At 66.9% G+C, this 26,608-nt stretch carries 23 protein-coding genes; 14 read left to right on the top strand and 9 right to left on the bottom strand.

Translation table 11 applies throughout. The features are described from left to right. Positions 1 to 57: 57 nt before the first annotated feature. Complete coding sequence (gene speE, locus BMX32_RS08245) at positions 58 to 915, top strand: polyamine aminopropyltransferase (protein WP_029213348.1); 858 nt, start codon at positions 58 to 60, stop codon at positions 913 to 915. Between the two features lie 52 nt (positions 916 to 967). Here the strand turns inward: speE and BMX32_RS08240 are convergent, their stop codons facing one another. Then, positions 968 to 2,002 carry a hypothetical protein gene (locus BMX32_RS08240; protein WP_089976729.1) on the bottom strand — a complete coding sequence of 345 codons (1,035 nt, stop codon included), beginning with the start codon at positions 2,000 to 2,002 and terminating at the stop codon, positions 968 to 970. A gap of 173 nt (positions 2,003 to 2,175) precedes the next feature. Here BMX32_RS08240 and BMX32_RS08235 point away from each other — a divergent pair, with 173 nt between their 5' ends. From BMX32_RS08235 to BMX32_RS08215, 5 genes are all read left to right on the top strand, one after another. Beyond that, complete coding sequence (locus BMX32_RS08235; protein WP_029213346.1) at positions 2,176 to 2,373, top strand: hypothetical protein; 198 nt, start codon at positions 2,176 to 2,178, stop codon at positions 2,371 to 2,373. Between the two features lie 65 nt (positions 2,374 to 2,438). Beyond that, positions 2,439 to 3,071: a ParA family protein gene (locus BMX32_RS08230; protein ID WP_029213345.1), complete on the top strand. Its 633-nt coding sequence runs from the start codon at positions 2,439 to 2,441 to the stop codon at positions 3,069 to 3,071. 59 nt (positions 3,072 to 3,130) lie between these two features. Beyond that, complete coding sequence (locus BMX32_RS08225; RefSeq protein ID WP_089976726.1) at positions 3,131 to 3,601, top strand: SixA phosphatase family protein; 471 nt, start codon at positions 3,131 to 3,133, stop codon at positions 3,599 to 3,601. Positions 3,602 to 3,609: 8 nt separating this feature from the next. Continuing rightward, positions 3,610 to 4,164, top strand: a complete 555-nt coding sequence (locus BMX32_RS08220) for a YceI family protein (RefSeq protein ID WP_029213343.1) — start codon at positions 3,610 to 3,612, stop codon at positions 4,162 to 4,164. Between the two features lie 50 nt (positions 4,165 to 4,214). Further along, entirely contained in the window at positions 4,215 to 6,149 is a 1,935-nt protein-coding gene (locus BMX32_RS08215; protein WP_170843595.1) for a phospholipase D-like domain-containing protein, read from the top strand. A 117-nt stretch (positions 6,150 to 6,266) separates the two neighbouring features. Here BMX32_RS08215 and BMX32_RS08210 read toward each other — a convergent pair whose 3' ends face one another. Then, positions 6,267 to 6,812: an energy transducer TonB gene (locus BMX32_RS08210; RefSeq protein ID WP_089976724.1), complete on the bottom strand. Its 546-nt coding sequence runs from the start codon at positions 6,810 to 6,812 to the stop codon at positions 6,267 to 6,269. Between the two features lie 40 nt (positions 6,813 to 6,852). Continuing rightward, the gene (locus tag BMX32_RS08205) at positions 6,853 to 8,139 is read right to left on the bottom strand and encodes an acetyl-CoA C-acetyltransferase (protein ID WP_029213340.1); all 1,287 of its coding nucleotides are present in this window, start codon (positions 8,137 to 8,139) and stop codon (positions 6,853 to 6,855) included. Between the two features lie 189 nt (positions 8,140 to 8,328). Here BMX32_RS08205 and BMX32_RS08200 point away from each other — a divergent pair, with 189 nt between their 5' ends. After that, positions 8,329 to 9,456: a hypothetical protein gene (locus BMX32_RS08200; protein ID WP_089976721.1), complete on the top strand. Its 1,128-nt coding sequence runs from the start codon at positions 8,329 to 8,331 to the stop codon at positions 9,454 to 9,456. Positions 9,457 to 9,539: 83 nt separating this feature from the next. Beyond that, positions 9,540 to 11,675, top strand: a complete 2,136-nt coding sequence (locus tag BMX32_RS19015; RefSeq protein WP_280140824.1) for a putative bifunctional diguanylate cyclase/phosphodiesterase — start codon at positions 9,540 to 9,542, stop codon at positions 11,673 to 11,675. Positions 11,676 to 11,738: 63 nt separating this feature from the next. Here BMX32_RS19015 and BMX32_RS08190 read toward each other — a convergent pair whose 3' ends face one another. The 4 genes from BMX32_RS08190 to BMX32_RS08175 form a co-directional block, all read right to left on the bottom strand. Beyond that, the gene (locus BMX32_RS08190) at positions 11,739 to 12,191 is read right to left on the bottom strand and encodes a GNAT family N-acetyltransferase (protein ID WP_089976718.1); all 453 of its coding nucleotides are present in this window, start codon (positions 12,189 to 12,191) and stop codon (positions 11,739 to 11,741) included. 4 nt (positions 12,192 to 12,195) lie between these two features. Next, positions 12,196 to 13,581: a nitrogen regulation protein NR(I) gene (gene ntrC / locus BMX32_RS08185; protein WP_029213337.1), complete on the bottom strand. Its 1,386-nt coding sequence runs from the start codon at positions 13,579 to 13,581 to the stop codon at positions 12,196 to 12,198. Beyond that, positions 13,574 to 14,584, bottom strand: coding sequence for a two-component system sensor histidine kinase NtrB (locus BMX32_RS08180; protein WP_089976714.1), 1,011 nt, complete (start codon positions 14,582 to 14,584; stop codon positions 13,574 to 13,576). Before BMX32_RS08180 ends, ntrC begins: the two co-directional genes overlap by 8 nt. Positions 14,585 to 14,890: 306 nt before the next feature. Continuing rightward, the gene (locus tag BMX32_RS08175) at positions 14,891 to 15,865 is read right to left on the bottom strand and encodes an alpha/beta hydrolase (protein ID WP_089976711.1); all 975 of its coding nucleotides are present in this window, start codon (positions 15,863 to 15,865) and stop codon (positions 14,891 to 14,893) included. A gap of 198 nt (positions 15,866 to 16,063) precedes the next feature. Here BMX32_RS08175 and BMX32_RS08170 point away from each other — a divergent pair, with 198 nt between their 5' ends. Both BMX32_RS08170 and BMX32_RS08165 read left to right on the top strand, forming a co-directional pair. After that, a complete protein-coding gene (locus tag BMX32_RS08170; RefSeq protein WP_170843594.1) occupies positions 16,064 to 17,509 on the top strand; it encodes a sigma-54-dependent transcriptional regulator in 1,446 nt (481 codons plus the stop codon). Positions 17,510 to 17,575: 66 nt separating this feature from the next. Next, on the top strand, positions 17,576 to 21,727 hold the full coding sequence (locus BMX32_RS08165) for a CheR family methyltransferase (RefSeq protein ID WP_089976704.1): 4,152 nt from the start codon (positions 17,576 to 17,578) through the stop codon (positions 21,725 to 21,727). Here BMX32_RS08165 and BMX32_RS08160 read toward each other — a convergent pair. Further along, the gene (locus BMX32_RS08160) at positions 21,690 to 22,364 is read right to left on the bottom strand and encodes a hypothetical protein (protein WP_089976699.1); all 675 of its coding nucleotides are present in this window, start codon (positions 22,362 to 22,364) and stop codon (positions 21,690 to 21,692) included. The two genes, BMX32_RS08165 and BMX32_RS08160, sit on opposite strands and share 38 nt — an antisense overlap. An 84-nt stretch (positions 22,365 to 22,448) precedes the next feature. Beyond that, the gene (locus tag BMX32_RS08155; protein WP_089976696.1) at positions 22,449 to 22,742 is read right to left on the bottom strand and encodes a hypothetical protein; all 294 of its coding nucleotides are present in this window, start codon (positions 22,740 to 22,742) and stop codon (positions 22,449 to 22,451) included. 404 nt (positions 22,743 to 23,146) lie between these two features. Here BMX32_RS08155 and BMX32_RS08150 point away from each other — a divergent pair, with 404 nt between their 5' ends. From BMX32_RS08150 to BMX32_RS08135, 4 genes are all read left to right on the top strand, one after another. Next, positions 23,147 to 23,455 (top strand): hypothetical protein, encoded by a 309-nt coding sequence (locus BMX32_RS08150; protein WP_089976693.1) that lies wholly within the window; start codon positions 23,147 to 23,149, stop codon positions 23,453 to 23,455. 139 nt (positions 23,456 to 23,594) lie between these two features. Then, positions 23,595 to 24,449, top strand: coding sequence for a PA4780 family RIO1-like protein kinase (locus BMX32_RS08145; protein ID WP_029213849.1), 855 nt, complete (start codon positions 23,595 to 23,597; stop codon positions 24,447 to 24,449). Positions 24,450 to 24,669: 220 nt separating this feature from the next. Further along, positions 24,670 to 25,728 (top strand): alpha/beta fold hydrolase, encoded by a 1,059-nt coding sequence (locus BMX32_RS08140; RefSeq protein ID WP_089976690.1) that lies wholly within the window; start codon positions 24,670 to 24,672, stop codon positions 25,726 to 25,728. Between the two features lie 16 nt (positions 25,729 to 25,744). Further along, the gene (locus BMX32_RS08135) at positions 25,745 to 26,578 is read left to right on the top strand and encodes an oxidoreductase (RefSeq protein ID WP_089976688.1); all 834 of its coding nucleotides are present in this window, start codon (positions 25,745 to 25,747) and stop codon (positions 26,576 to 26,578) included. Positions 26,579 to 26,608: the final 30 nt, after the last annotated feature.

Genomic DNA, 26,608 nt, shown 5'->3' with positions numbered 1-26,608 from the left:
CGGCCCGGAGCCGGTACAATCTACCGTTTAGCCCCCTACCCGTTTCAGGAAAGCGCCATGTCGCAGCAGCAGCTCAGCTGGTTCACCGAAGCCCACCAGGCCTCCGGCTCTTCCATCGGTTTCCGCGTCGAGCGCCTGTTGCACGCCGAGAAGACCCCCTTCCAGACGATCGAGATCTACCAGACGACCGACTGGGGCAACCTCATGGTCATCGACGGCTGCGTCATGCTCACCAGCCGCGACAACTTCCTGTACCACGAGATGATGACCCACCCCGCGCTGTTCACGCATGCGCGCGCCAAGCGTGTGGTGATCATCGGCGGCGGCGACTGCGGCACGCTGCGCGAAGTGCTCAAGCACGAAGAAGTCGAAAAGGCCACGCAGGTCGAGATCGACGAGCGCGTCACCCGCCTCGCCGAGCAGTACTTCCCGGAACTGTGCGATTCGAACAACGACCCGCGCGCCGAGCTCCTGTTCATCGACGGCATCAAGTACATGGCCGAGGCCGAGCCGGAGTCCATCGACCTCATCATCGTCGACTCCACCGATCCGGTCGGTCCGGCGGAAGGCCTCTTCAACGCCGCGTTCTACACCAGCTGCTACAAGGCGCTGCGTCACGGCGGCATCCTGGTGCAGCAGTCGGAGTCGCCGCTGGCGCACATCGAGCTCATCAAGGCCATGCGTTCGGCCATGCGCACCTCCGGCTTCAAGGCCGTGCGCACGCTGCCGTTCCCGCAGCCGTGCTACCCCACCGGCTGGTGGAGCTGCACGATGGCACGCAAGGACGGCGATCTCTCGGGCTTCCGCGAGCGCGGCGCCATCAGCAAGAACTTCGCCACGAAGTACTACAACGCCGACGTGCACAAGGGCGCGCTGGCGCAGCCGGAATTCATGCGCGAGCAGCTGGGCGAGTAAGCCGCCCGAATCAAAGGGGGAGCCAGCTTGCTGGCTCCCCCTTTTTTTTATTTTATTGCTCGACCTTCGCCGGCTCCCAGCCGGCCGGGGCCTCCGGCGGGAAACCATAGGCCCGCAGCGAGGCGAGGATCACGCTCATCTCGGTGCCACCGCTGCGGGCGAGAGCCAGCAGCTTCTGTGCGGTGGCCTTGTCGCCCTGGGCCTGCACGTTCAGGCGCGCGAACTGCTGCATCTGCCAGATCAGGTTGAGCCGCGCGTTCTTCGCGGCCTGTTGCTCCGACGCATCCGCCGACAGCGTCTCCCGCAGATGCAGGCCGAGCGAGCGGCCCAGCGGGCTGCTGCCCCATTCGAGCACCTTGGCGAGTTTCAGGCAGTCGGCCACGACCGAGGCGTCCGACTTGTTGTCGTCGCAGTACTTCGCGGTGAGCTGGAAGCCCGGCATCGGCTGCGCGCTGGCAAGGCCAAAGACCAGCACCATCTGCACGCCCGCCGCGCCGGATCCCTGCAGGGCGTTGAAGGTATCGGGCGGCGGCGGCAGCTGGCTGACGTGGTTGGCGAGCGCCTTGAGGCTGGCACCCAGGTAATCGTCGTAGAGCTTCGCGTTGGCCGCTTTCGAAAGATCCTGCCGCACCGCGTCCTGCGAACCGGCGTGCCCGTCGACACCCAGCTTGAGCAACCACACCGCGGCGTTATCCGGCGCCTTCGTCTGCAGGGCGGCGACGGCCTCGGGATTCGGGCAGTTGCCGGCCTTGGCGTCGCAATCGGCGAGCTGCGCCCAGGCCACCTGCGGACCCGCGTCGGCGTTACGCGAGGCGCGCTCCAGCAGCGAATGGTAGGTCAGCGTCTCGGGCTGGCCGGACAGGGGCCGGGCAAGCAGCGCCGCCGCGAGCAGGGGCTCCGCCTCGGTGCGCAGCGCCAGCACGCTGGCCAGGTCCTTCTGGAACTGAAGCAGCGATTTGCTCTGATCCTTCTGCGCGACCGGCCCCTTGGCGGCGCCCTTCGCGGCGCCCGGCCAGGGCGTGGCGGCAAGGGCAGGCAGTGAAAGCAGGGCCGCAAAGGCCATTGTCGCGACGCGGCGTCCCCGCATGGGCCATCTCCGTAGAGTAAAACGTCAAGGATACGGCCAGACCATGAACGGAAGCTGCTCCGATCCGGGCCCCGCTTGCGTCAGATTGCTACTATCGGTGTCCGTGCGGGGGGAACCGGGCAGACACACGACCGACCGTATGACTCAATCCTGCGACAGAACAGGAGCTTATCGTGGATCAATTTGCCCAAATCTCCAGCGGTTCCGCTGGTTTCTTCGTCGGCTGGGGCACCCTCTCGCTGATCAACGCCGGTCTTGCCCAAGGCAAGAACCGCAGCGGCCTGCTCTGGTGGTTCCTTTCGCTCTTCCTCGGGCCGATCGCCACCCTGATCATCGTCGTGATGCCGAAGGTCCGCACGAAGATCTTCTGACGACGCCTTGGAGCACCGCCGGGGGATGTGTAGGCTAGGAGGCCTCCCATGGCAGGTGCTCGCGAATGCTCACGACGCTCGTAGCAAGCAGCAAGGGTGGTTGTGGCAAGACGACGGTCGTCACGCAGCTGGCGACGCATTGGGCGCATGCCGGCAAGCACACGGCCATCATCGATGCCGACCGGCAGCACTCCAGCCTCCGCTGGGTGCAGCGACGCCCGGAGAACGCGCCCGCCATCACCGCCGTCGAGGGAAGCCGCCGCGCCTTCGACCGCCTTCCGGGCGATGTGCAGCGGGTCATCGTGGACACGCCGGCGGGGGTCGACGAAAAAGACCTCGAGCCTTACCTCGAAAAGGCGGACGTGGTCATCGTCCCCGTGCTGCCGTCGCACTTCGATCTCGACGCGACGCTCGACTTCCTGACGGTGCTCAAAGGCATCGGTCGCGTGAAACGCGGCAAGCTCCCCGTCGCCCTCGTGGGCAACCGGCTCAAGCCCTGGACCAACGCCAGCCAGGCCGCCATCGCGGAGCTGGGCGAGCGCGCGCCGTTTCCGGTGGTCGCGGAACTTCGCGACTCGCAAGCGTACGTCTTGCTCACGGCGCTCGGTAAGGGCATCTTCGACTACAACTCGGAACATGTACGCGGGCACCAGGACGACTGGGCGAAACTGCTGCGCTGGATCAAGCGCAACACCTGAGCCTAAGGTGACGCGTCGGCAGTCACGCCACGTCGGTGGCATTGAGGAGGGCGACACCCATGCGAGAGCTCATCCTGTTGCGCCATGCGGAAGCGACGCCGCAAGGCCACGAAGGCAAGGACGATCGCGAGCGACAGCTCACCGAACACGGCCGCAACGAGGCCCGCGCCGCGGGCGAATGGCTGGCCGAGCACCACATCCGCTACGACCGCGTGCTCTGTTCGCCCGCCACGCGCACCCGCGAGACGGCCGCCCTGGCCCTGGGGCAGGTCGAACCCAACTACGACGACAGCATCTACGACGCCACGGTCGGCGATCTCTTCGACCTGCTCGACAAGCAGGAAGACGCCGAGAACGTCGTCCTCGTCGGTCACAATCCCGGCATCGAACAACTGGTAGCCTTCCTCGTCGAAGGTCGCTCCGAGGACTACCGCGGCATGCCGCCGGGCGCCATGGCCCGACTCAGCTTCCCGGGAAAACTCGAACCCGGCACGGCCAAACTCGAGACCTTCTGGTCGCCACCGAACTGAGTTTCCCCATGCGCCACCTGCTGTCGGCGTTCGTCGTGCTCCTGGCGGCGGCGCCCGTCTCCGCCGCCGACCTGCGCATCGACCCGGTGCGATCCCGCGCCGAATTCAGCGTGCGCATGCTGTGGGTGAGCACGGTGACCGGCAGCTTCGAGAGCATCCGCGGTGAACTGACCATCGATCCGTCGACCCAGACGGCGGTGGTCAGCGCGGACATCGACACCGACAGCATCCGCATGGAATCCGCCCGCCTGCGCCGCTGGGTGCTCGCCCCCGAGTTCTTCGACGTCACGCATCATCCGCGCATCCATTTCGAGTCGGACCCCACCGCGCTGGAAGTGCTCGGCCAGGGCGGGAACGTCGCGGGCAAGCTGACCATCCGCGGGGTGACCCAGCCCGTGAGCTTCCGCCTGCAGCCGACGCGTTGCCCGACCCATGGCCTTTCGGGGTGCGTCCTGCAGCTGCACGGCATGATCGATCGCACCGACTTCGAGATGCGCGGCCGCCGCGGCGCGCTGGCCGACCGCGTCAGCCTTGGCATGGCGATCGTGCTCACGGATCCCTGACGGGGCCCAGACTCACGTGCCGTTGGCGTGCGTCGCCTATCATCGCCGGCATGCGCCGCCTTCTCATGCTCCTCATCCTTGCCGCCACGCTTGCCAGCGGCGGCTGTTCGCTGTCCCGGGAGCGGGTCCGCAAGGCCGACGCCGTCGTCACGCTCACGGTCGACCGCCAGGACAGCTGCCCGCCGTCCGATAGCACCCGGTGCGCCACGCCCTCGGTGCTCACCGATGCCGCGCGGGAAGCCGACGCCGCCTCTACGGACGCCCGTCCGGTCCACGTCGCCACGCTGCTGGAAGATGGCGAGAGCGCGATGGGCGCCCGCATCAACCTCATCCGTGCGGCGCAACGCACGATCGACGTGCAGACCTACATCTGGGAGCAGGACGACGCCGGCAAACTCGTGCTCGACGAACTCGTGCACGCCGCGCGCCGCGGTGTGCGCGTGCGCATCCTCGCCGACCAGCTCTTTTCGTTCCGCGACCCGGGGCTGCTGGCGCGGCTCGCGCGCGCCAGCGACCACATGGAGATCCGCCTCTATAACCCGACGTTCCACAGCGCGCGGACGCCGCCGCTGGAATTCGCGGCCGGCATCCTCTGCTGCTTCTACAAGTTCAACCAGCGCATGCACAACAAGCTGCTGGTGGTGGACGACCTGATCGGCATCACGGGTGGGCGCAACTACGAGGACCGCTACTTCGACTGGGACGGCACCTTCGATTACGTCGACCGCGACGTGATGATCGGCGGCCCCGCCGCGCGGGAGATGGGTGCCAGTTTCAATCAGTTCTGGGGCCACAAGCGGTCCGTGCCGCTGACGCAGCTGCGCGACGTCAACCGCGAACTGCTCGCCGACACCGACGACCCGCGGCACTGGGACCCGCCGCGCTACGAGCACCCCGACCGCGTCCAGCGCATGGTCGCCGACGCGCTCGACCCCGCGTGGCTCGCCGGGCATCTCCAGCAGGCCACGCTGCGCCTCAACCGCGTGGAGTACCTGTCGGACCTGCCCGGCAAGACCGACGAGCCCAAGCGCCGCGAAGTGCGCGCACTGACGCGCCACATCATGGGCCTGGTGCGCAACGCGAAATCCGAGGTCGTGCTGCAGACGCCTTACCTCGTGATGAGCAAACCGGCGCAGAAGGTATTCCGCACCTTGCGCCAGCGTCAGGATCCGCCGAGGGTCGTCGTCTCGACGAACTCGCTCGCCTCGACCGACGCGTTCGCGGTGTATGCGATGTCGTATAAGCATCGCAAACGCTACCTGATGGATTACGGCTTCGAGATCTACGAGATGAAGCCGCACCCGAGCAACGGCGATGCCGATGCGCTCGAGGGCCAGACCGCCGCCGTCGCGACACCGCCGCTCGATGGCATCCGCCAGGGCAGCGGCAGCGGGCGCTCGCGTCGGTCGAATCGCGCGTCCGCGGCCGCCACGCCGTCGGAGTCCACCGGATTCCTCGGCTTCGGCAGCCGTTCGGGCCGGGGCGCGCGCAGTCGCCCCGCGCCTCTGCTCACCGCCGGCGTCCGCTTCGGGCTGCACGCCAAGTCCATCGTCGTGGACGACACGTTCGCGATGGTCGGCACGCACAATTTCGATCCGCGCTCGGATCACTACAACACGGAATCGGGCGTGATCGTCTACGACAAGCGCTTCTCCGACCGCCTGCGCGACTCGATCATGCAGGACACGCAGCCGGGCAACGCCTGGGTGATCGGCCCGCGGCAGAAGACGATTCCCGTGCTCTCGTCGGTCAACGACTTCATCGGCGACGTGTCCGAGCGACTGCCGTTCTTCGACCTGTGGCCGTTCCGCTACGCCACCAGCTACGACCTCAAACCCGGCTGCATCCCCATGCGCTGGACCGACCCGCGCTTCTTCGAATGCTACGAGCCGGTGGGCGACTTCCCGGAGGTGGATGTCTCGCTGAAGCTGATCTACACGCGGATGATCACGGCCTTCGGCTCGTCGGCGGCAGGCATTCTGTAAAGCCGTTCCGATGGGAGCCAGCCTGCTGTAAAGCCGTTCCGGTGGGAGCCAGCCTGCTGGCGAAGGGTGCTCGCGACAAGCACCATCGCCATCAGGCCGCCTCCCAACGCGACGATCTCAATAACGCTGAGTCAGCTCGAAATTCACCGGGAGATCCGCCGTATATCGCTGCGGGCGATCGTCGGCTGCCGCGAAACGCCATTCCCGAACGGCTTCGCGCGCGGCACGATCGAGATCGTCGTCGCCGCTGGAGCGGCCAACGGTGACGCTGGTGACATCGCCGCCGGGCGTCACCGTGACGCTCAGCACCACCTTGCCCTCGCGGCGCGCGCGCAGCGCGGACATCGGATAGCGCGGCGACGGCATGTACACCGGCACGAGCGGTTCCGGCGCGGGCGTGGCCGCGACGACGGGGCGTGGGGCGCGCGGCACGGCGCGCATCGGTGCGCGCGCGGGGGCCTTCGCGTCGACGGCCGGCGACGGCGCGAGGCGCGATACGGTTTTCGACACCAGGGCGGGTGCGGCCGTGGGCAGCGTGACCTCGGCGAGGCGCCGCGTCATCGGCGCGCGCTCGTACGTGAGCGCGGTCAGCCAGCTGGTGCCGGCGACGCCGATCACGAGGGCGAGGGCGCTGAGCGAGGTACTGGTACGTAGTGCGAGCATAGCCTTGCGCGGGCGGCGGCGAGGCCGCCCTCTATCAGAATCAGGGACGTTCGAGGATCGCCGTGACGCCCATGCCGCCTGCGGTGCAGATCGAGATCAGGCCGCGGCCCGATCCCTTCTGTTCGAGCATCTTCGCCAGCGTGGCGACGATGCGCGCGCCGGTCGCCGCGAACGGGTGACCCGACGCGAGACTGGAGCCGTTGACGTTGAGTTTCGCCGGATCGATCGATCCCAGCGGGCCGTCGAGGCCCAGCCGGTTGCGGCAATAATCGTCGCTCTCCCATGCACGCAGCGTGCAGAGCACCTGCGCGGCGAAGGCCTCGTGGATCTCGTAGAAGTCGAAATCCTGAAGGGTGAGGCCCGCCTGCTTCAGCATGCGCGGCACCGCCACCGTGGGCGCCATCAGCAGGCCTTCGCCGTGGACGAAGTCCACCGCCGAGACCTGCGCGTGCGTCAGGTACGCCTGGATGGATAGGCCGCGCGAGGCCGCCCACTCGTCGCTGGCCAGCAACACCGCCGCCGCGCCATCGGAAAGGCCGGTGGAATTGCCGGCCGTCAGCGTGCCCTGCCCCGAGGTCTTGTCGAACGCTGGCTTCAGCGACGACAGCTTTTCGATCGTGGAATCGGCGCGGAGGAAGCCGTCGCGCTTGAGGCCACGGAACGGCACCACGAGATCGTCGAAGAAGCCGGCCTCGTACGCGGCGCCGAGCTTACGGTGGCTGGCGAGGGCGAGTTCGTCCTGCTCGAGGCGGCCGATCTTCCACTCCTTCGCCATGAGCTCGCAGTGATCGCCCATCGACTTGCCCGTACGCGGCTCGGCCACGCCGGGAAACGACGGCTTCAGCTCCTTGAGCGCGAAGCCGCGCGTGGCGACCTGGAATTTTTCCTTCAGCGTCTTCGCGCGGTTCAGCGCCAGCAGGCGCTTGCGCAGCTTCTGGCCATAGACGATGGGCACGTCGCTGGTGGTATCGGAACCGCCCGCGATGCCGGCGTCGATCTGGCCCGCGGCGATCTTGTTCGCGATGAGGATCGCGTTGTCGAGCGAGGTGCCGCAGGCGCGCGCCGTGGTCAGGCCCGGCGTGGTCGGGGCGAGGCCCGACGACAGCAACGCCTCGCGGGCGAGATTCCAGTCGGACGAATGGCGGATGACGGCGCCCATGGCGACCTCGCCCAGTTCCACGCCATGCAGACCGTATTTCTCGACCAGGGCCCCGAGTACCTTCACCGACATGCCGAAATTGCCGACGTCGGCATAGGCACTGTTGTTACGGCAGAAGGGAATGCGGACACCGCCGACCACACCCACACGCTTTTGCGTCTTATCCATGCTTGAAGAACGATCCAGACCGGGAGGATTGCCCGCATGCGGGCCCAAATGCGAAGACGAAGCCATCGCGGACGCCGACGATCGCCGACGAACGCGTATCGGCAAGGCTAACCCGCATCCCCTCCCGGCGAAAGCCCGCCGTGCCCGGGTGATAGAATCGCGTTCCTTTGCCGTTCGGAAATACCTGCCGTGAACGAGTCGCTGATCGCCCGTCCCGCCGTGCTGGCGCTGGAACTGGCCGCGGGCGAGACGCCCGACCGGCTGGAGCTCACCCGCGACGAGGCGCAGACCCTGGCGGGCCTGATCGCCGACGATCTGCGGGCCCTGCTGCCCGGCGTCGAGGCGTCGCGTCTCGCCGTGGCGGGGGCCTTGTTCGACGGCGTGGAACTGCTGCGCCCGGGCTTCCCGGTGTTCGCCACCCTCGAGGAGCTCGCCCGCCGGGTTCCGCGCGTCACCACGGCGGGCGGTGTCGTCGCCTTCGGCACGCACGAGGGTCGCATGCCCGCGCAGCCGCTCGTGCCCGACCCCGCCTATGCCGGCGGCCCGATGCGCCTGATCCCGTGGATGCTGCTGGCCCCCGCCGACCTGGCGGACGAACTGGCCGAACGCATGGAGGTGGAACTGGTGGGCCGCGGCGAAGCCGGCGCCGCGACGGCGGATTTCCTGATGCGCACCCTCGGCATGCGCCTGGAGCACGCCCGTTTCCTGAGTCGCGACGACCTGATGGCCCTCACCTGCGTGCAGTACGAGCACGTGAACCTCGCGCCGCTATGGACGATGCTCGAGGCCGCGCTGCTCACGCCATACAAGGAAGAAACCGCGCTGGGATCGCGTGGCCTGCCGTTGCGCTACCTCGAAGGGCGCGTCGGCGTGCCGCCCATCGCACAGTGGTTCGCGCGTGCCGGCAACAAGGGCACCAACCCGGCGCACGAGCTTGCCGGCACCCTCTTCGAACTGCGCCAGTACGCGGCCTTGCTGGCGGCACACCACGTGCCGCTGCACCTGGAAGGCGACATCGCAGGCACGGTGGGCTTCCTCGTGGAACCGGTCGCCGACCCCGATCCGGCGCAGCCCGCACCGGTGCTCTACGCCCACGAAGCCGCCGGCCTCGGCATGGCCGCCATCACGGTGGCGCAGCCCATCCCCGGCAAGGCGCGGGTGCTGGCCCACGGCTACCCGCTGGCCCCCGATGCGCTGGCCCCGCTGCTCGATGCGCTGGCCGGAAGCTACGGCACCGCCAGCGAAGTGCATGCGCTTGGCCGCATCCTGCTCGATGCCGATGGCGCGCTTTCGGCGCCGGCTCCCGCGCTGCATTGAGCCGCAAAAACACGAATAGTCCGATATACGGGGGGCGTTCGGGCCTTTAGAGTGGGTCGACGTTTCATTCAACGGCGACCCCCTTGCGCCCCTCTCCCCCATCCCCGAACGAATCCCTCGAAACGCAGCTGAAGGAAAGCGAGCGCCGCTTCGCGCAGGCGTTCCGCTATGCGGCCATCGGCATGGCGCTGGTGCTGCCCGAGGGTCGCTGGCTGCAGGTGAACGACTCGCTCTGCGCGATGCTCGGCTATACCGAAAGCGAACTGATGTCCCTGGACTTCCAGGACATCACGCACCCCGACGATCTGGCCGACGATCTCGCGCTGGTCGGCCAGCTCCTCTCGGGCGAGCGGCCCTCGTTCCACATGGAAAAACGCTACATCCATCGCGACGGGCACATCGTGCATGCGCAGCTCAGCGCCTCGCTGGTGCGCGACGAGAGCGGCGAGCCGCTGTACTTCATCTCGCAGGTGCAGGACATCAGCGAGCGCAAGGCATTCGAGGACGCCCTCTTCCGCGAGCGCGAGCTCGCCGAAGTCACGCTGAAATCCATCGGCGACGCGGTGATCACCACCGATCCGAACCTCATCGTCACGTCGCTCAACCCCATCGCCGAAGCCATGACGGGCTGGCCTAGCCATGAAGCCGTGGGCCGTCCGATGGACGACATCTTCCAGCTGCGCGATCCGCTCACGCGGCGCCCGGTGCCCAATCCACTGATCGCCGCGATCGGCAAGAACAGCATCGTCGGCCTCGCGACCGACGCCATCCTCGTGCATCGCAACGGGTTCGACAGCCCCATCGAAGATTCCGCCGCGCCGATCCACGATTACGCCGGCAACGTGGTGGGCGGCGTGGTCGTCTTCCACGACGTGAGCGAAACGCGCGCGCTGGCGCTGAAGATGGCGCACCTCGCGCACCACGACACGCTCACCGGCCTGCCCAACCGCGCCCTGCTCACCTCCCGCATGGAGTTCGCCGTCTCCGTCGCCGCGCGCCGCAACCAGCGCGCCGCGCTGCTCTTCGTCGACGTCGACCACTTCAAGCAGATCAACGACAGCCTGGGTCACGCCGCCGGCGACGCCCTGCTTCAGGAAGTCGCGCGACGCATCCGCGCCGCCGTGCGGGCCGACGACACCGTCAGCCGCCTCGGTGGCGACGAGTTCGTGGTGCTTCTGCCGCACATCGACACCGCGGCCGACGCCAGCGTCGTCGCGGGCAAGGTGCTGGCCGCGTGCAGTGCCGCGATCGGTGTCGACGCCACGGCACTGAGCATCAGTTTCAGCATCGGCATCAGCGTGTTTCCCGACGATGCGCAGGACGCCGAGTCGCTGCTTCGCAACGCCGACACCGCGATGTACGAAGCCAAGATGCAGGGTCGTAACGGGTACCGCTTCTTCAACCCGGCCATGAACGAGCGCAACACCGCCCGCGTACGCGTCGAGGTGGATCTTCGCAAGGCCCTCGCGCGCAACGAGCTCACGCTGCAGTTCCAGCCGAAGGTCGACACCGAGATCGGCAGCATCGTCGGCGCCGAAGCGCTGCTGCGCTGGCAGGTCGACGGCGAGGACGTCTACACGCCCGAGCACTTCATCCCGGTCGCGGAAGACTGCGGCCTCATCGTGCCCATCGGCGAATGGGTGCTGCGCGAGGCATGCCGACAGGCGGAGCGGTGGTCGCGCCTGTATCGACCGCTATCGGTGTCGGTCAACGTCTCCGCACTGCAATTCCAGCACACGCGCTTCTTCGAATCGCTGCAGGCGGTCCTCGAGGAAACGGGCCTGCATCCCACGCTCCTGGAGCTCGAACTCACGGAGCGCACGGTGATGGAGGGTGGCGAGCACATCGTGGACCTGCTCCGCCGGATCAAGTCGCTGGGCGTGTCGCTCAGCCTCGACGACTTCGGCACCGGCTACTGCAGCCTGTCCTACCTGAAGCACTTCCCCATCGACACGCTCAAGATCGACCGCGCCTTCATCCGCGACGTGGCCTGGGACACCGACAGCGCCGCGATCGTCGGCGCCATCGTCGCCATGGGCAAGGGCATGAACAAACACGTGCTCGCCGAAGGCGTCGAAACCATGGACCAGGCGGACTTCCTCACCTCGACGGGCTGCTCCCAGATGCAGGGCTTCCTGTTCGGCAAGGCCATGTCGTCGCGCGAGTTCGAAGAACGCATCGCGGCCATCGACCTGGGCGACCCGCGCGTCGCGCCATAGACACATCGCTGCAGGCTCCCCGGTGGGAACGCGCTCGCGCGCGGATGGGTGCTCGCGGCGGACCTAAACCAGCGGCGCCTCATACATGAAGTAATGACACCGCTCCATTCCCAGCCCCGCATACGTCGCCTGCGCCCGTTCGTTCTCCAGCTCCACATAAAGCCGCAGACCTACCGCGCCCGCACCCTCGGCCATGGCCTTCACGTGCGAATACATCGCGCGAAACGCGCCCGATCGCCGCGCCTCCGGCACCACGTACACGCTCTGCACCCACCAGAAGTCGCCGCAGCGCCAGTCGCTCCATTCGTAGGTGACGAGCAGGCAACCCACCGCGACGCCATCGCGTTCGGCGACGAGATAGAAGCCGCGGCGCGGCTCGTCGAATACTGCGTCGACACCGCGGCGGATGGTGGCGGAATCGAGACGCTTCTGCTCCGTCTCCCACGCCATCGCGATGTTCCAGCGGGCGATGGCATCGGCGTCGTCGGGCGCGGCGCGGCGTATCTCGAAGGACATGGTCTTATCCATTGGCGGGCCGCCGCTTGCGCGAGGCGCCGAGTTTTCGTGTGAGGGTGTTGCGGCCCACGCCCAACGCGGCGGCCGCATGCTGGCGATGGCCGTCGTTAGCGAGCAGCGCGGCCTGAAGCAGCGTGCGATCGAGCGCGTCGCGTGCCTGTGCGTGGATATCGACGTCGCCGCGCGACAGCGCATCCTGCGCCCACGCGCGCAACGCTTCCGTCCATTGGTCGCCGCGCGGCTCGCGCGACGGCAACGCACCGAGATCGCCCGCCTGGATCTCCACGCCCGGCGCGATCACCGCCAGGCGACGACAGAGATTCTCCAGCTCGCGCACGTTGCCCGGATAATCGCGCTGCTCGACCAGCTTCATCGCGGCGCGCGAGAAGCGCTTCGGCACGAGGTTCAGCTCCGTCGCGGCCTGCGCGAGAAAATGACGCGCCAGCAGAGGGATGTCGCTGCGACGGTCGCGCAACGAAGGCAGCTCGATGCGCACGACGTCGAGTCGATGCTTCAGGTCGGCACGGAATTGACCGGCGGCGACGCGCGCATCGAGGTCCTGATGCGTGGCCGCGACGATACGCACGTTGCCGTGCATCAGCTCGCGCCCACCCACGCGGTAGAACTCGCCACCGGCGAGCACGCGCAACAGGCGTGTCTGGAGACCGAGCGGCATGTCGCCGATCTCGTCGAGAAACAACGTGCCCCCGTCCGCCTGTTCGAACCGCCCGGCATGACGACGCGTCGCCCCGGTGAACGCGCCCGCCTCGTGGCCGAACAACTCGCTTTCCAGCAACTCGGACGGAATGGCCGCGGTATTGAGCGCCACGTACGGCCTGCCGCTGCGCGCGCTCTCGTCGTGCAGCGCACGCGCCACGAGCTCCTTGCCCGTACCCGTCTCGCCGGTGATCAGCACGTTGAGGTCGCTCGCCGCCACGCGGCCGATCAGTCGAAAGACCTCGCGCATCGCGGCGCTCTCGCCGAGCAACGCGTTGGCGTCCTGCCGCGTGGCCGGCACCACGACTTCCTCGCGCGAAGCGGCGAGCGCGCGCTCCACCGCCTCCACCGCGCGATCGAGGTCGAAGGGCTTCGCGAGATAGTCCGCCGCGCCAGCCCGATAGGCCGCGGCCGTCGTCGCCACGTCGGTGAACGCACTCATGACAATCACCGGACCGATGTTCCGCCGGGTCAGGTCTTCGAGCAGGCGCAGGCCGTCTTCGCCGGGCATGCGCACGTCGGTCACCAGCAGCGCGGGTCGTTTCTCTTCCAGCGCGGCGCGTACCGCGTCGCCGGCGCTGAACTCGCGCACGGCGTGCCCCGCGTCGCGCAACGCTTCCGCGAGCACGAAGCGCACGCCGCGGTCGTCGTCCGCGATCCATATCTCACTCATGCGCGCGCTCCATCGGAAGGTACAGCGAAAAGATCGTCTCGCCGGGGTGACTGACGTAACGCAGGTCGCCCCCGTGATCCACGGCGATCTCGCGCGACAACGCCAGGCCAAGCCCGGTGCCGTCGGGCCGCCCGGAGACGAGGGGCTGGAACAAGGTGTCGCGCAGGTCGTCCAGCACGCCGCGACCGTCATCCATCACGTCGATACGCAGAGCGGCACGCACGGTGCGCTCGCCCATGCGCGCGCCGTGCTCCACGCGCGTGCGCAGGGTCACCGTGGACGCGCCCGCCTGCGACGCGTTACGCGCGAGATTGAGCAGGATCTGCAACAGGCGATCGCTGTCGCCGACGGTGTCGGGCAGGCTGGGATCGAAATCGTGCCGGATGCGTGGCGCACCGGGCTCCGCGGCGAGGAGCGTGTCCAGCCGGTCGAGCACCTCGTGAATGTTCACGGGCCCCACGCTCGCCGCCCCTCGATGACGCAACAGCCCATCCGCGAGCGCGGCCAGCCGGTCGGCCTCGGCGATCACCATCGCAGCGAGTTGCCGCAAGTCGTCGTCGCCGACACGGCGCTCGAGCAGCTGCGCCGCGCCCCGCAAACCGGCCAGCGGATTCTTGACCTCGTGCGCGAAGCCACGCAGCGTCGCCGACAACGGTGTCGCACCCGACGCGAGCTCGTGCGCCAGCGGATGGACCTCGACAAGCACCCGCCCGTCGTCGAGCGGCTGCAACGAGACGTCGGCGGCCACTTCCCGCCCCCGCACGCCGAGCGCCTGCCCCCGCAGATGGAATCCACGGCGCTCCGCCACCACCCGGTTGAGTTGAGCCGCCAACGCCGGCGCCCGCATCAGGGTACCCAACGCCTGCCCGACCGCGGTCCGCGGCCCCACATCCAGCACCTCGCCCAGCGCCGGATTGAGCCACACGACGCGACCGTCGGCGCCGACGATGGCGACACCCGTGCTCAGGAGGGTCAGGAGTTCGGTCGGGTCGGGTGCATGCATTGCACCAATTTAGGGAGTTGTGGCTTGGTTATGCAAGGTGGGTAGCTTGTGCCTCAATTGCTCATGACAGCGCCTATGCCTCTCTCACTAGCCGCTACGGTCACAACGATGCCAGCCGGAGTGGTGGGTAATGCGCGGGTGTGCGTTCGCGGCGCCACTGCTCACGAGAAAACACCCGTGGGCGCGTGCGACGCGATCATCTTCTCCGATTCGATTACCAGCGCCAATGACGCACCTGGAATGATCGCGTACGGCGGGAGCAATGCCGCCGTATTCAGCGTCGCACGGCGTTGCGCGGTTTACCCGTCAAAGCACACCGATCGTATGCATCCACTGTTCCGCGAGACCCGTCCACTCGGTAATGGGATGACTCGTTTTTCTGACGCCAAAGGCATGACCGCCCGTGGCATAGAGATGCATCTCCACCGGAACCCCGGCCTGCTGAAGCGCAAGGTAATACGTGAGCGACTCGCGGATATCGTCCGTCGCGTCGTCCTCGGCCTGGATGATAAATGCGGGTGGCCCCTTGTGATCGATCCGGATGTCGGGCGTCAAGGTGAGACCGGGCCGGGTCCACAGGTGCCCCGGGTACCCTGCAATGGCGAAGTCGGGTCGGGTGCTGAGCGTATCGGCCGCGTCGACAGGCGTGTAGCTGAGTCTCGTATGGTTGCTGATATCGGCAACCATACGTCCGCCGGCGGAGAAGCCGATAACGCCAATCTTGTGCGGATCGATGCCGAGCGACGATGCGCGTTGACGCACGAGAACCATCGCGCGCTGTGCATCTTGCAGAGCCATCGGCTCCTTGGGCTCCTTTCTGCAGTTGCACTCGTCGTTCCAGTACGGGCCGGACCCCGGAACACGGTATTTCAGAACGACACAGGTAACGCCCCTTGCGGTGAGCCAGTCGCATACCTCGGTGCCCTCCAGGTCGATCGCCAGCACCCGGTACCCTCCGCCAGGGAACACAAGCATGGCTGCGCCCGTATGGTGACCTTTTGCCGGGTAGATGCTCATCGTGGGACGCCAGACATGCTCGACAACGACCAGCGATCTGCCCGCGACCTTCCCTGTCGAGTCACCGAAGGCTTCGGGGCCCGCATAGGCAGGCGCGGCGATCCGTAGGCCAGCAGGCCAGAGCGGGACTTCCTCGATACCCGCTGTGGGACGCCACGGTCGATTCTGCTGATTGAGCAAAGGCTCCGAACCCGTTGTCGCCGCCAGGGAAAATCCCGGGATCAACAGTGAAGCCACCGCGGCAATCCATCGTTTTCTCGTCATCGCACACCACCGGGCACGGAAATTGGAATGTCGATGCTGGCCCTTGGAAAGGGCTTTTCGATGGCGGGCCCGTGACGTGGGAGGCTATTCGGTTGAAAGTCGTATCGCTCGGACGCCACCCGCCGCATCGTGCGGGTAGCCATGTGATGCCGGGTGCCTCCTCCCGATGCAGCCGCCAGCCTGGTCAGGGTCGCCAGCGTGCCATGGAAGCTGCCGGCCTCGCGCAAACGCGGTAGAAGCCACCCGTATAGACTCCTGCAACCCTTCGGCCCTACTCTGCGAATCCTGCACAGGTCATTCACACCGTCGGGAGGACGGTGGGGAGACACGGGCCGTGCGAGGTGCTTCACTGGGGGGCCAATGAAGGGAACGCTGCTCATTCTGGACGATGACCGATCCTTTTCTGAGCGAGCCGCCGCGTTCGCCCGGGAGGTCGGTTTCGACGTCAGCGCGGCAGTCAGCATGGTGGACGCGCATTCGGCCGTCGGCCGGCATCGTTTCGACTATGCGCTGATCGATATCGGGCTGCCGGATGGTTGCGGGCTCGAGTTGCTGTCCGACGCGCGCCTGGCGACGACGTCGAAGATCGTCATGAGCGGCGATTCCGCCCTGGCGGCCTGGGCAGGCAAAGCGCTGCCCGGCGCCTACGCGTCGCTGTGCAAACCCTTTCGTTTCTCGGCGTTCCGCGCATTGCTCGACGAGAAGAGCGCGGCACCGGTCGGTTCGGACACGCCGGCCCTGCTGGGCGGTTCGGATGCCATGAAGCGCGTTATACGCGACATCCAGGCGGTGTCCCGGAGCCGGTTCCCCGTCATGATCCACGGAGCGAGCGGCACCGGAAAGGAACTGGCGGTCCGCTTGCTGCACGAAACCAGTGGCCGGACGGGCCGTCTGGTCACGGTCAATTGTGCGGCGCTCGCACCGGAACTTCTGGCCAGCCAGTTGTTTGGCCACCGGCGCGGGAGCTTCACAGGTGCGGTCGATCACCAGACGGGTCTCGTCGAGCAGGCGGAGGGCGGGACGCTTTTCCTCGACGAGATCACGGAAGCCCCGGCGGGTCTGCAGGCGGCGCTGCTGCGATTTCTGGAGTCCGGGGAAATCAGTCCCGTCGGTGCGAGGGAGTCCCGCCTCTCCGATGTGCGTGTCGTCGCGGCGACGAACCTCGAGCCGCGCGCCGCGGTGGCGAGCGGACGGCTCCGCGCCGACCTGTATTTTCGGATCGCGGGCTACGAGATCCGGATGCCTCCCTTGCGCGAACGACCGGAGGATATCGACGTCATCGCCAATGCCATGCTGTCCTCGCTCAACGCGGAATACGGTACGCGGCGGCGCTTTTCGGATCATGCGTTCGACGCCCTCGGCGACTGGCCCTGGGAGGGCAACGTACGCGAGCTTCGCCAGCTGGTGCAGCGCGCATGGCTTCACGGCGGCGATGTGCTCACGCTGACGACGCCCAGCGGGTACGCATCGACGGCCGGTCACCCCGCGCCGGCACTCCGAACCCTCGACGACATCGAACGGGACGCGATTCTGAAGGCGATGTCGGCATTCGGCGGCGACCGAACGGCCGCGGCCCGTTCCCTCGGCGTCAGCGCGAAAACGATCTACAACAAGCTCGCACGCTACCGTCGTACCGACGCCTAGCCGCTTCGACCCCTTTTGACCGCGCATCGGCGACAATCAGCCACCTGCTGCCTCAAGGCCGATCCGATGTCCGACCTCCCCCCAACCGATCCGGAAGCCGACCCGAACATACAGGTCAGCACCCTGGACTTTCCGGTGGTGGGATTGGGGACGTCGGCCGGCGGCCTCGCCGCGCTCGGGCAGTTTTTCGAATCCATGCCGCCGAATCCCGGCATGGCGTTCGTCATCGTGATGCACCTGTCGCCCGAGCACGACAGCATCGCCGACCGCATCCTCCAGCGATCCACCAGCATGCGCGTGGTGCAGGTAAACGAAGCGGTGGCGCTGCGAAAGAACGAGATCTACGTCATCTCGCCGCGCAAGGCCTTGTCGATGAGCGACGGGCACCTGCGCCTGACCGATCTTCCGCCGCGGGCCGGCAAGCATGTCGCGATCGACTATTTCTTCCGGACCCTCGCCGAGGTGCATCGCGAGCGCGCGATCGCGGTGATCCTGACCGGCACGGGATCCGATGGGTCCATCGGCATCGCGCGCATCAAGGAGCGTGGCGGCATCACGCTGGCACAGCACCCCGACGATGCCGAGTACTCGCAGATGCCCCTGTCGGCCATCGCGACCGGCGCCGTCGACATCGTGCTGCCTCTGTCGGATCTTCCGGAGCGGATCCTCGCGCTGACGAGCGAAGCGGCAAGGATTGCCATCCCGGAGGACGCGCTCGCCGACGCCGATGCGGACGGAATGCCAGTCGCCGCGACGGCGTCGCAGATCGACGAGGCCGCCCTGCACGAGATCATGCTGATCCTTCGCACGAAGACGGGCCACGACTTCCGGTCTTACAAGCGGGCCACCGTGCTGCGCCGGATCGAGCGGCGCATGCAGGTCAACGGGCTTTCCGCGCTGGGTGCGTATCGCGACTATCTCAAGGAGCATTCGCACGAACGGCCGGCGTTGCTCAAGGACATGCTGATCAGCGTGACGAACTTCTTCCGGGACAGGGATGCCTTCGATGCGCTCGAGCGCACGGTCATTCCGCAGCTGTTCGAGACGCTCGACGAAAGCGATCGTGTTCGTGCCTGGTGCGCGGGCTGCGCCACCGGCGAGGAAGCCTATTCGATCGCGATGCTCCTTTCCGAAGCGGCCGCGCCGAAGAACGTCGGTGTCCAGGTATTCGGTACGGACATCGATGAAGAAGCGATCGCCTATGCCCGACGCGCCTGCTATCCCCCGGCCGTCGTCACCGACATCATCCCGGCCCGCGTCAACGCGTTCTTCGTTCGCGAGGAGAAGGTCTACCGACTCACGAAGGCCTTGCGGGAACGCGTGATGTTCGCCAGGCACAACGTCATCCAGGATCCGCCATTTTCGAAGCTGGATCTCATTACCTGCCGCAACCTGCTCATCTATCTCAACCGCGATGTGCAGGCGCATGTCCTCGAGATGTTCCACTTCGCACTGAAGCCCGGCGGCTATCTCTTCCTGGGTAGTTCGGAATCCGCGGAAGTTTCGTCGAAGTACTTTTCGCCGGTCGACAAGAAGAACCGGATCTACCGCGCGACGCCCGGCGCGCGTTCCGGTCACTACCTGCAGGGCCCGACGAGGCATGTGCCTTCGACGATCCCGACCGGCGTCGTGCAGCAGGAATCGGCGGCCGACCGAAGCAACCGGGATCTCGCCGAGATCCACAGGAAGGCCGTGGAGGAGCAGTTCCCCGCGAGCATCCTCGTGGATCGCGAAGGGCACATCGCCCACATGTCCGGCCGCGCTGGCGATTTTCTCCGCCTGGCGGGTGGCGCACCGTCCTACCAGATCACCGGCCTGATCGCCCCGGAACTGCGCCTCGAGCTACGCACCGCGATGTTCCGGGCGTCGCACGGCGCCGAGCCGGTCCGGTCGGGCGCGGTGGCGTGGCATCGTAACGGCCAGCCGGGCACCGTAAGCATCGAGGTCATTCCCGTGGTGGCGCCTCCCGGCGACGGCTATCAGCTCGTCGTGTTCCGCGAGGGGGATCCCACGGAACGCCCGGCGGGCGAGTCGGCCGATCACGAACAGACCCCGCTGCTCCTGCAGCTGGAAGAAGAACTCCGGCGCACCAAGGAGCAGCTCCAGGCGACGATCGAAGAATCGGAAACGTCGAGCGAGGAGCTGAAAGCCTCCAACGAGGAGCTGCAGTCGATCAACGAGGAGTTGAGATCCGCGACGGAGGAGCTGGAAACCAGCAAGGAAGAACTGCAGTCGGTCAACGAAGAGCTGATCACGGTCAACCACGAGCTGAAGCAAAAGGTCGATGAGACCGCGAAGGTCAACGACGATCTGCAGAATCTGGTGACGTCCACCGACATCGCTACCGTGTTCGTGGATCAGGACATGTGCATCAAGCGATTCACGCCTCGCGCGGCCGACATTTTCCGCCTGATCGCGGCAGACGTCGGCCGATCGCTGCTCGACCTGAACCACAGCCTCGATTATCCGGATCTCGCCGGCGACGCCACCCAGGCCTTTCAGTTCCTGCGCACCATCGAGCGTGAGATCGGTGGTCGCGACGGCCGCTGGTACATCGCCCGCATCCTGCCGTATCGAACGTCCGAGGATCGCATCGAAGGCGCGGTGCTTACCTTCATCGACATCACCCGGCGCCGGGCGGCGGAGGAAGCGGCGCGTAGCAGTGAAGAACGCATGCGCCTGGTGGCGGACAGCGCGACCGACTACGCCTTCATCACGACCACCGCCGAAGGGATGATCACGTCCTGGAGCCGCGGCGCGGAACGCATCTTCGGCTACTCGTCGATCGACGCGATCGGACGGGGCGCCGACGTCATCTTCCCACCGGAGGATCGTGCCTCGGGCGCGTTCCATCGGGAGATGGAGCGCGCATTGTCGGAAGGACGCGCGTCCGAAGACTGCTGGTATCTCCGCGCGAACGGCGAGCGCATCTTCTGCAGCGGGATCACGGTGCCGCTGTCGCAGGGAAACGCCTCCGGGTTCGTCAAGGTGCTGCGGGACGTGACGCTGAGCAAGCATCGCGACAACGCGCGCGAGGATCTCCTCAGTGCGGAAACCGCGTCCCGACAGCAGGCGCAGAGCGCGAACGACCTCAAGGACGAGTTCCTCGCCGTGATGTCGCACGAGCTGAAGCATCCATTGAACCTGATTCTCATGAATGCGGAGCTCATCGCACGATCCGCCGGTGCGGCCGCGGACGATACGATGCGCACGGCCGCCGAAGCCATCAGCCGAACGGTCGAGGGCCAGGCGCAGATCATCGACGACCTCCTCGACCTGTCGCGCGTGAACACCGGAAAGCTCACGCTGAACATCGGTCCGGTAAACGTCACCGAGTGCATCCGCCGCATCGCCGCGAGCATGGGCGACATGCTCGCGAAGCGTCGCATGGAGCTGCACCTTCGATTGCCGGGCACCGATCTCGTCATCTCCGCCGACGCGACCCGCGTCGAGCAGGTCATCTGGAACCTGCTCAGCAACGCCGTCAAATTCGGACGCGATGGCGGGTCCATCGCGGTGTCGCTCTCCGTCGAACCCGACCACGCGACACTCCAGGTTCGAGACAACGGCGTCGGTATGTCGCCGGAGCTGGCGGGACGCGTCTTCACCATGTTCGAACAAGGTGAGCGGGGGGCACAAAGCGGCGGCCTCGGGATCGGTCTCGCCCTTGTCCGGGAGCTCGTGGAAATGCACGGTGGCACCGTCGAGGCCGCCTCGGACGGACTGGGCAAGGGTTCGCTGTTCACGGTGACCATTCCGCGACGTGCCGTGACGCCCGTGGAGGATGAGAAGACCGAAACGATCCCTGCCGCGTCGACCGTGCTCCGCGGTCGGCACATTCTGATCGTCGACGACTCACTCGAATTGCTGCAACCGTTTTCCCAGCTGCTCACGGCGGAAGGCGCGACGGCGACGGCGGTAAGCAGCGGCGAGGAAGCCCTGGCGCTTATCGGCGAAGGCTCGTTCGATACGCTGCTTTCCGACATCGGCATGCCTGGCATGGACGGGCACGACCTCATACGGAACGTCCGGGCCAATCCCGCGACGGCTCACATCCTGGCCATCGCGCTCACGGGTTTTGGCCGTCTGGCCGATCAGCGCAAGGCCCTCGACGCGGGTTTCGACGCCCACCTGAGCAAGCCGGTGTCGATGCGTTCGCTGACGTCCGCGCTTTCGAAGCTCATCGACGCCGCGGGGCGACCGGATCCGGCTGACTGAGGTGGCGGGCGGAGATCGGCAGGACGATCTCCAGAACCGCCGTGCCGTCCTCGGGAACGAAGAGCGTGCCGCCGTGACGCGCTGCGATCGCGCGCGCCGTCCACAGGTTCAGCCCGTCGGGCCCCTCGAACGGGGTATCGCGCAGGACCGCCGTCGGGGCATTCTCCTCGTGCACCGACAGGCGAAGCGTCGCTCCCGCGACGACACCGATCATGCGAGGCATCGAAGCGCCCAGCGCCGTCGCCTCGACGACCACGCGACGCATCAAGGCTTCCAGCGCACGCGAAGGCAGGGCCACCCGCGGGGCATCGCCCTGGTAGCCGATCGTCACGCCCGTCTCGCCGAGGTCATCCAGTGCGGCGTCGAGACAAGCGCGTGGGTCGGCATCGACGGCGCCATCTTCAGCCATGTCGGACATCGCCGCGAACACGTCGCGCAGCATGTGGCCGAAGGCCTCGCAGTCGTTCACCAGTGCGCCCGCGGCGGCCTGAGCCTTCGCCACCTCCCCGTGACGCAGGAGGTGCTCGATGAGCTCCGCCTGCAGCAACAGACTGCCCAATGGCGTGGTCAGCGCGTGCGCCGCCTCGCGGCGAAACTGGGCATCGCCCAGGGCGATCGAGCCGGCACCGGAGTTCATGGAGGCGATCCTTGAGGGTGACCCGAGCTTAGTGCGCCGGGACGCCTTTACCAAGGATGCCCGGGATACCCGTGGCCGCCGGGATCACTCGCGCTGCAGCGCCCTCCGCACTGGCGCGGCCTCGCGAACGGCAGGCTCGGGGACATAGCCGTCTACCGTCGTCCATCCGCCCTGTTCATCCTCGATCTTCAGGCGCACGGCGCTGCCGCCGCGGCTTCCCAGGCTGTTCGCCAGCCTGAGTGCATGGCGGAAACACTCTTCCTGGGTCGCGAAGGCGCCCATCCGGTTCTTGCCATGGAACACCTCCCACGGAAACATGCGGTTGGGCTGCGCTAACGGCAGATACAGCGTCTCGCACGCGTTCAGCAGGATGGTCATGCCTTGGTGCAATCAAAAGCCGTGCCATCCGCGCAAACGTTGAAATGGGCCGCCCGGGGCGCGTCATGGAAGGCCTACGCGAGCCTGCCCGGAAAAGTTTTCCTCTATCGGCGGAAAGACATGCCTGCCCGCTGCGTGATCGCGCGCACCGGCAGCGCGATCCGATCCCCGTCGTTCATCTACGTGAAGACGAATGGCGCAGACGTATGCAAAACGTCTGCGTCGCGCGACGGATGGTATGCGTGCGGCCGGACGCGTGCCGCTCGCATGCGGTGCCGGGCGGCACACCAGGTGCGGCAGGTCCACGCACTCGCGCCCCAGGGGGAAGCCAATCGTATGCCGCATGACGTCACCCTCGACCTTCCGTCCATGCGCCATGGCGCACGGCCGGCTTCCCTGCCGACATGAGCGCACGGGGACACGACATACATCCCGGCACGCTGGGGCTCGTGTGCGACGGTATCGCACTCAACGAGGCACTGATTTCGGACGATCTGATGGAAGCACGGTTCCTCATCCGGCTCATCGCCGCCGATGCGCTCGCGCTTGGCCTCATGGAGGTCCACGACGCGGCATGCTGGCTCGTGTGCTCGCTAGGGCTGCCGCAGGATCCGCCATCGCCCGATTACCCGGAAGCGGCGTTCGCGTTATCCCTGACGCTGACGGAAGCACGGCACGTCAGTCAGCTCGTCACGACGGGTACCCACGACTAGCGACTGTCCACCCGCCACACATGTGACGGGTTGCACGGCGCTTTTCTAGCGCCCGGTCCGGATGGCCCACGGCGGCCGCAGGTGTCAGAATCGGCGGTTACTGCCAGCCACCGCTGCGCCGACGGCCACCCGAGACACCGTGAAGACCCCTCAAGCCCTGCTGCCGCTGATCGAAGACGGCGTGATCGACGAAGTGTTGCGTCCGCTCAAGAGCGGCAAGGAAGCGGCGGTGTACGTCGTCCGCAGCGGCGACGACATCCGTTGCGCGAAGGTCTACAAGGATTCGGCGCACCGCAGCTTCCAGCAACGCGTGCAGTATCAGGAAGGTCGCAAGGTCCGCGGCAGCCGCGAGGCGCGTGCGATGGGCAAGGCCACGAAGTACGGGCGCAAGCAGCAGGAGCAGGCCTGGAAGAACACCGAGGTCGACGCGCTCTATCAGTTGCTGGAAGCCGGCGTCCGGGTGCCGCAGCCCTACGGCTACTTCCACGGCGTGCTGGTGATGGAACTGGTCACCGATGCCGAGGGCCTTTCGGCACCTCGCCTCGGCGAGGTCGAACTCAGCGCGGACACGGCGCGCGAATACCACGGCGTACTGGTCCGCCAGGTGGTGCGCATGCTGTGCAGCGGACTGATCCACGGCGACCTGTCCGCCTACAACGTACTCGTCGCCCCCGACGGCCCCATCGTGATCGACTTCCCCCAGGTCGTCAGTGCCAGCGGCAACAACGCCGCGCGTGCCATGCTCCTGCGCGATGTCAACAACCTCACCGCGCACCTCGGGCGCTGGGCACCCGAACTCTTCGACACGTGGTACGGCGAGGAGATGTGGGCGATGTTCGAAGCGGGCGAACTCCGACCGGATTCGGAACTGACCGGCGAGTTCGAACCCGATGAATCCGAAGTCGACCTCGACAGCATCCGCCAGTCGATCAACGACGCACGCGAGGAAGCACTGATCCGGCAGCAGGGTCGCGAAGCGGCCGAGGACGATTGACCCTGCCGGCGCCGTGGACGGCGTCACCCGCATAACGCCGCCTAACACTCGATAACTGGTGCTCCACTCGCGACCGTCGCGATACTGATCGCGACGAAGAGGCGCGGCGAGACGTCGTGCACGCTTCGCCGGAATACGCATGACGGTGCAGGTTTCTGCAAACCGCGCACCGGACAAACCCACCAGACCGCAGGCGATTCGCCTGCCACCGAGGCGCGTCATGAAAGCAAAGAATTACAACGCACTGCCGTCCCTCGCCCGCCGCGGGTCGGTCGCTGGCTCGCTATTGGCGGGCACGATCGCCGCGCTGGGCGCCGTCACATCGGCGCACGCGCAGGCCGGCAGCGTAACCATCGATCCGATCGAGGTCGGTAGCCACACGTCGCTGGGACCGCTGAAGCACGTGAAGGCTGGCGTGCTGGACGTGGAATACGCCGAGCTCGGTCCCTCGAACGGACCCGTGGTGATCCTGCTCCACGGCTGGCCGTACGACATCAACAGCTTCAACGACGTGGCGCCGGCACTCGCCGCCAGGGGCTACCGCGTGCTCGTGCCGTATGCGCGTGGCTACGGCGGTACGCGTTTCCTGTCCGACTCGACGAAGCGCAACGCCGAGCCCGCCGCGCTCGCGCAGGACGTGATCGACTTCATGGACGTGCTGAAGATCAAGCGCGCGGAGCTGGCGGGGTTCGACTGGGGCGCGCGTTCCGCCGACATCGTCGCGGCGCTGTGGCCGGAACGCGTGAAGGCGCTGGTATCGGTGAGCGGCTATCTCATCGGCAGCCAGGAGGCCGGCAGGCAGCCGCTGCCGCCGGCGGCCGAGTTGCAATGGTGGTACCAGTTCTACTTTGCGACGGATCGGGGCCTGGCCGGCTACAAGGCAAACACGCACGCGTTCGCTAGGCTGATCTGGCAGCTCGCCTCGCCGCAGTGGAAGTTCGACGACGCGACGTTCGAGCGTAGCGCGAGTGCGCTGGACAATCCGGACCAGGTCGCACTGGCGATTCACAATTACCGCTGGAGGCTCGACCTCGCGCAGGGCGAAGCGAAGTACGCCGCCCTCGAAGCGCGACTGGCGAAAGCACCGACGATCGCCGTGCCCACCATCACGATGGAGGGCGACGCCAACGGTGCACCGCATCCGCCGGCGGAGGCGTATCGAGGCAAGTTCACGGGCAAGTACGAATACCGCCTCATCAGCGGCGGCATCGGGCACAACCTGCCGCAGGAAGCACCGCAGGCGTTCGCTCAGGCCGTCGTGGATGCGGATCACCTCTGACCCACGGGAGCACGACATGTCTCAACGATGGTTGATTACGGGTTGCTCGCGCGGCATGGGTCGTGCCATGGCCGAGGCCGTGCTTGCGAGGGGTCACCGCCTGGTCGCCACGGCACGCGATCCCTCGCAGCTCGACGATCTCGCGCGCCGCTACGGCGACGCCGTGGCGGCCGTCGCACTCGACGTCACCGACCCCGTCGCCGCGGCGGAGGCGATCCGTTTCGCGCAGAAAGCGTTTGGCGGGCTGGACGTCCTGGTGAACAACGCGGGCTACGGCAACGTCAATTCCGTGGAGGACACATCGCTCGACGACTTCCGCCAGCAGATCGAGACCAACCTGTTCGGCACGATCATCATGACGAAAGCCGTCATACCGACGATGCGCGAACAGGGCTATGGGCACATCATCCAGTTCTCGTCGGTCGGTGGACGCGTCGGTGCGCCGGGGCGCGCACCCTATTCCGCCGCGAAATGGGGTGTCGAAGGCTTCAGCGAGGTGCTTGCGCGCGAAATGGCACTGGTGGGCGTGAACGTCACGATCGTGGAGCCCGGCGGCTTCCGTACGGACTTCGCCGGAAGCTCCACCGTGCTCGCGGAAGGACGACCCGAATACGACGCCGCGGTCGGTGCCGTCGCGCGCATGCAACGCGAGTACAACGGACGCCAGCCCGGCGACCCCGCCCGCGCCGCGCAGGCGGTTATCGAGGTCGCGGCGATGGAGCATCCACCGCTACGGTTACCGCTGGGAAGCGACGCCCTTGCAGCCCTGAAGAACGCGGATCACGCGCGGCTCGACGAGATCGAGCGGTACCGGGACCTGATCGTGTCGACGGATTTTCCGGTCGCGTGACGGTCCCGCCCCGAACAATGTCTCGTAAAG

The organism is Luteibacter sp. UNCMF331Sha3.1 (assembly GCF_900109915.1).
Lineage (GTDB): Bacteria > Pseudomonadota > Gammaproteobacteria > Xanthomonadales > Rhodanobacteraceae > Luteibacter.
The sequence above is the reverse complement of the archived record's forward strand: the minus strand, read 5'-3'. Positions and strand labels throughout refer to the sequence as shown.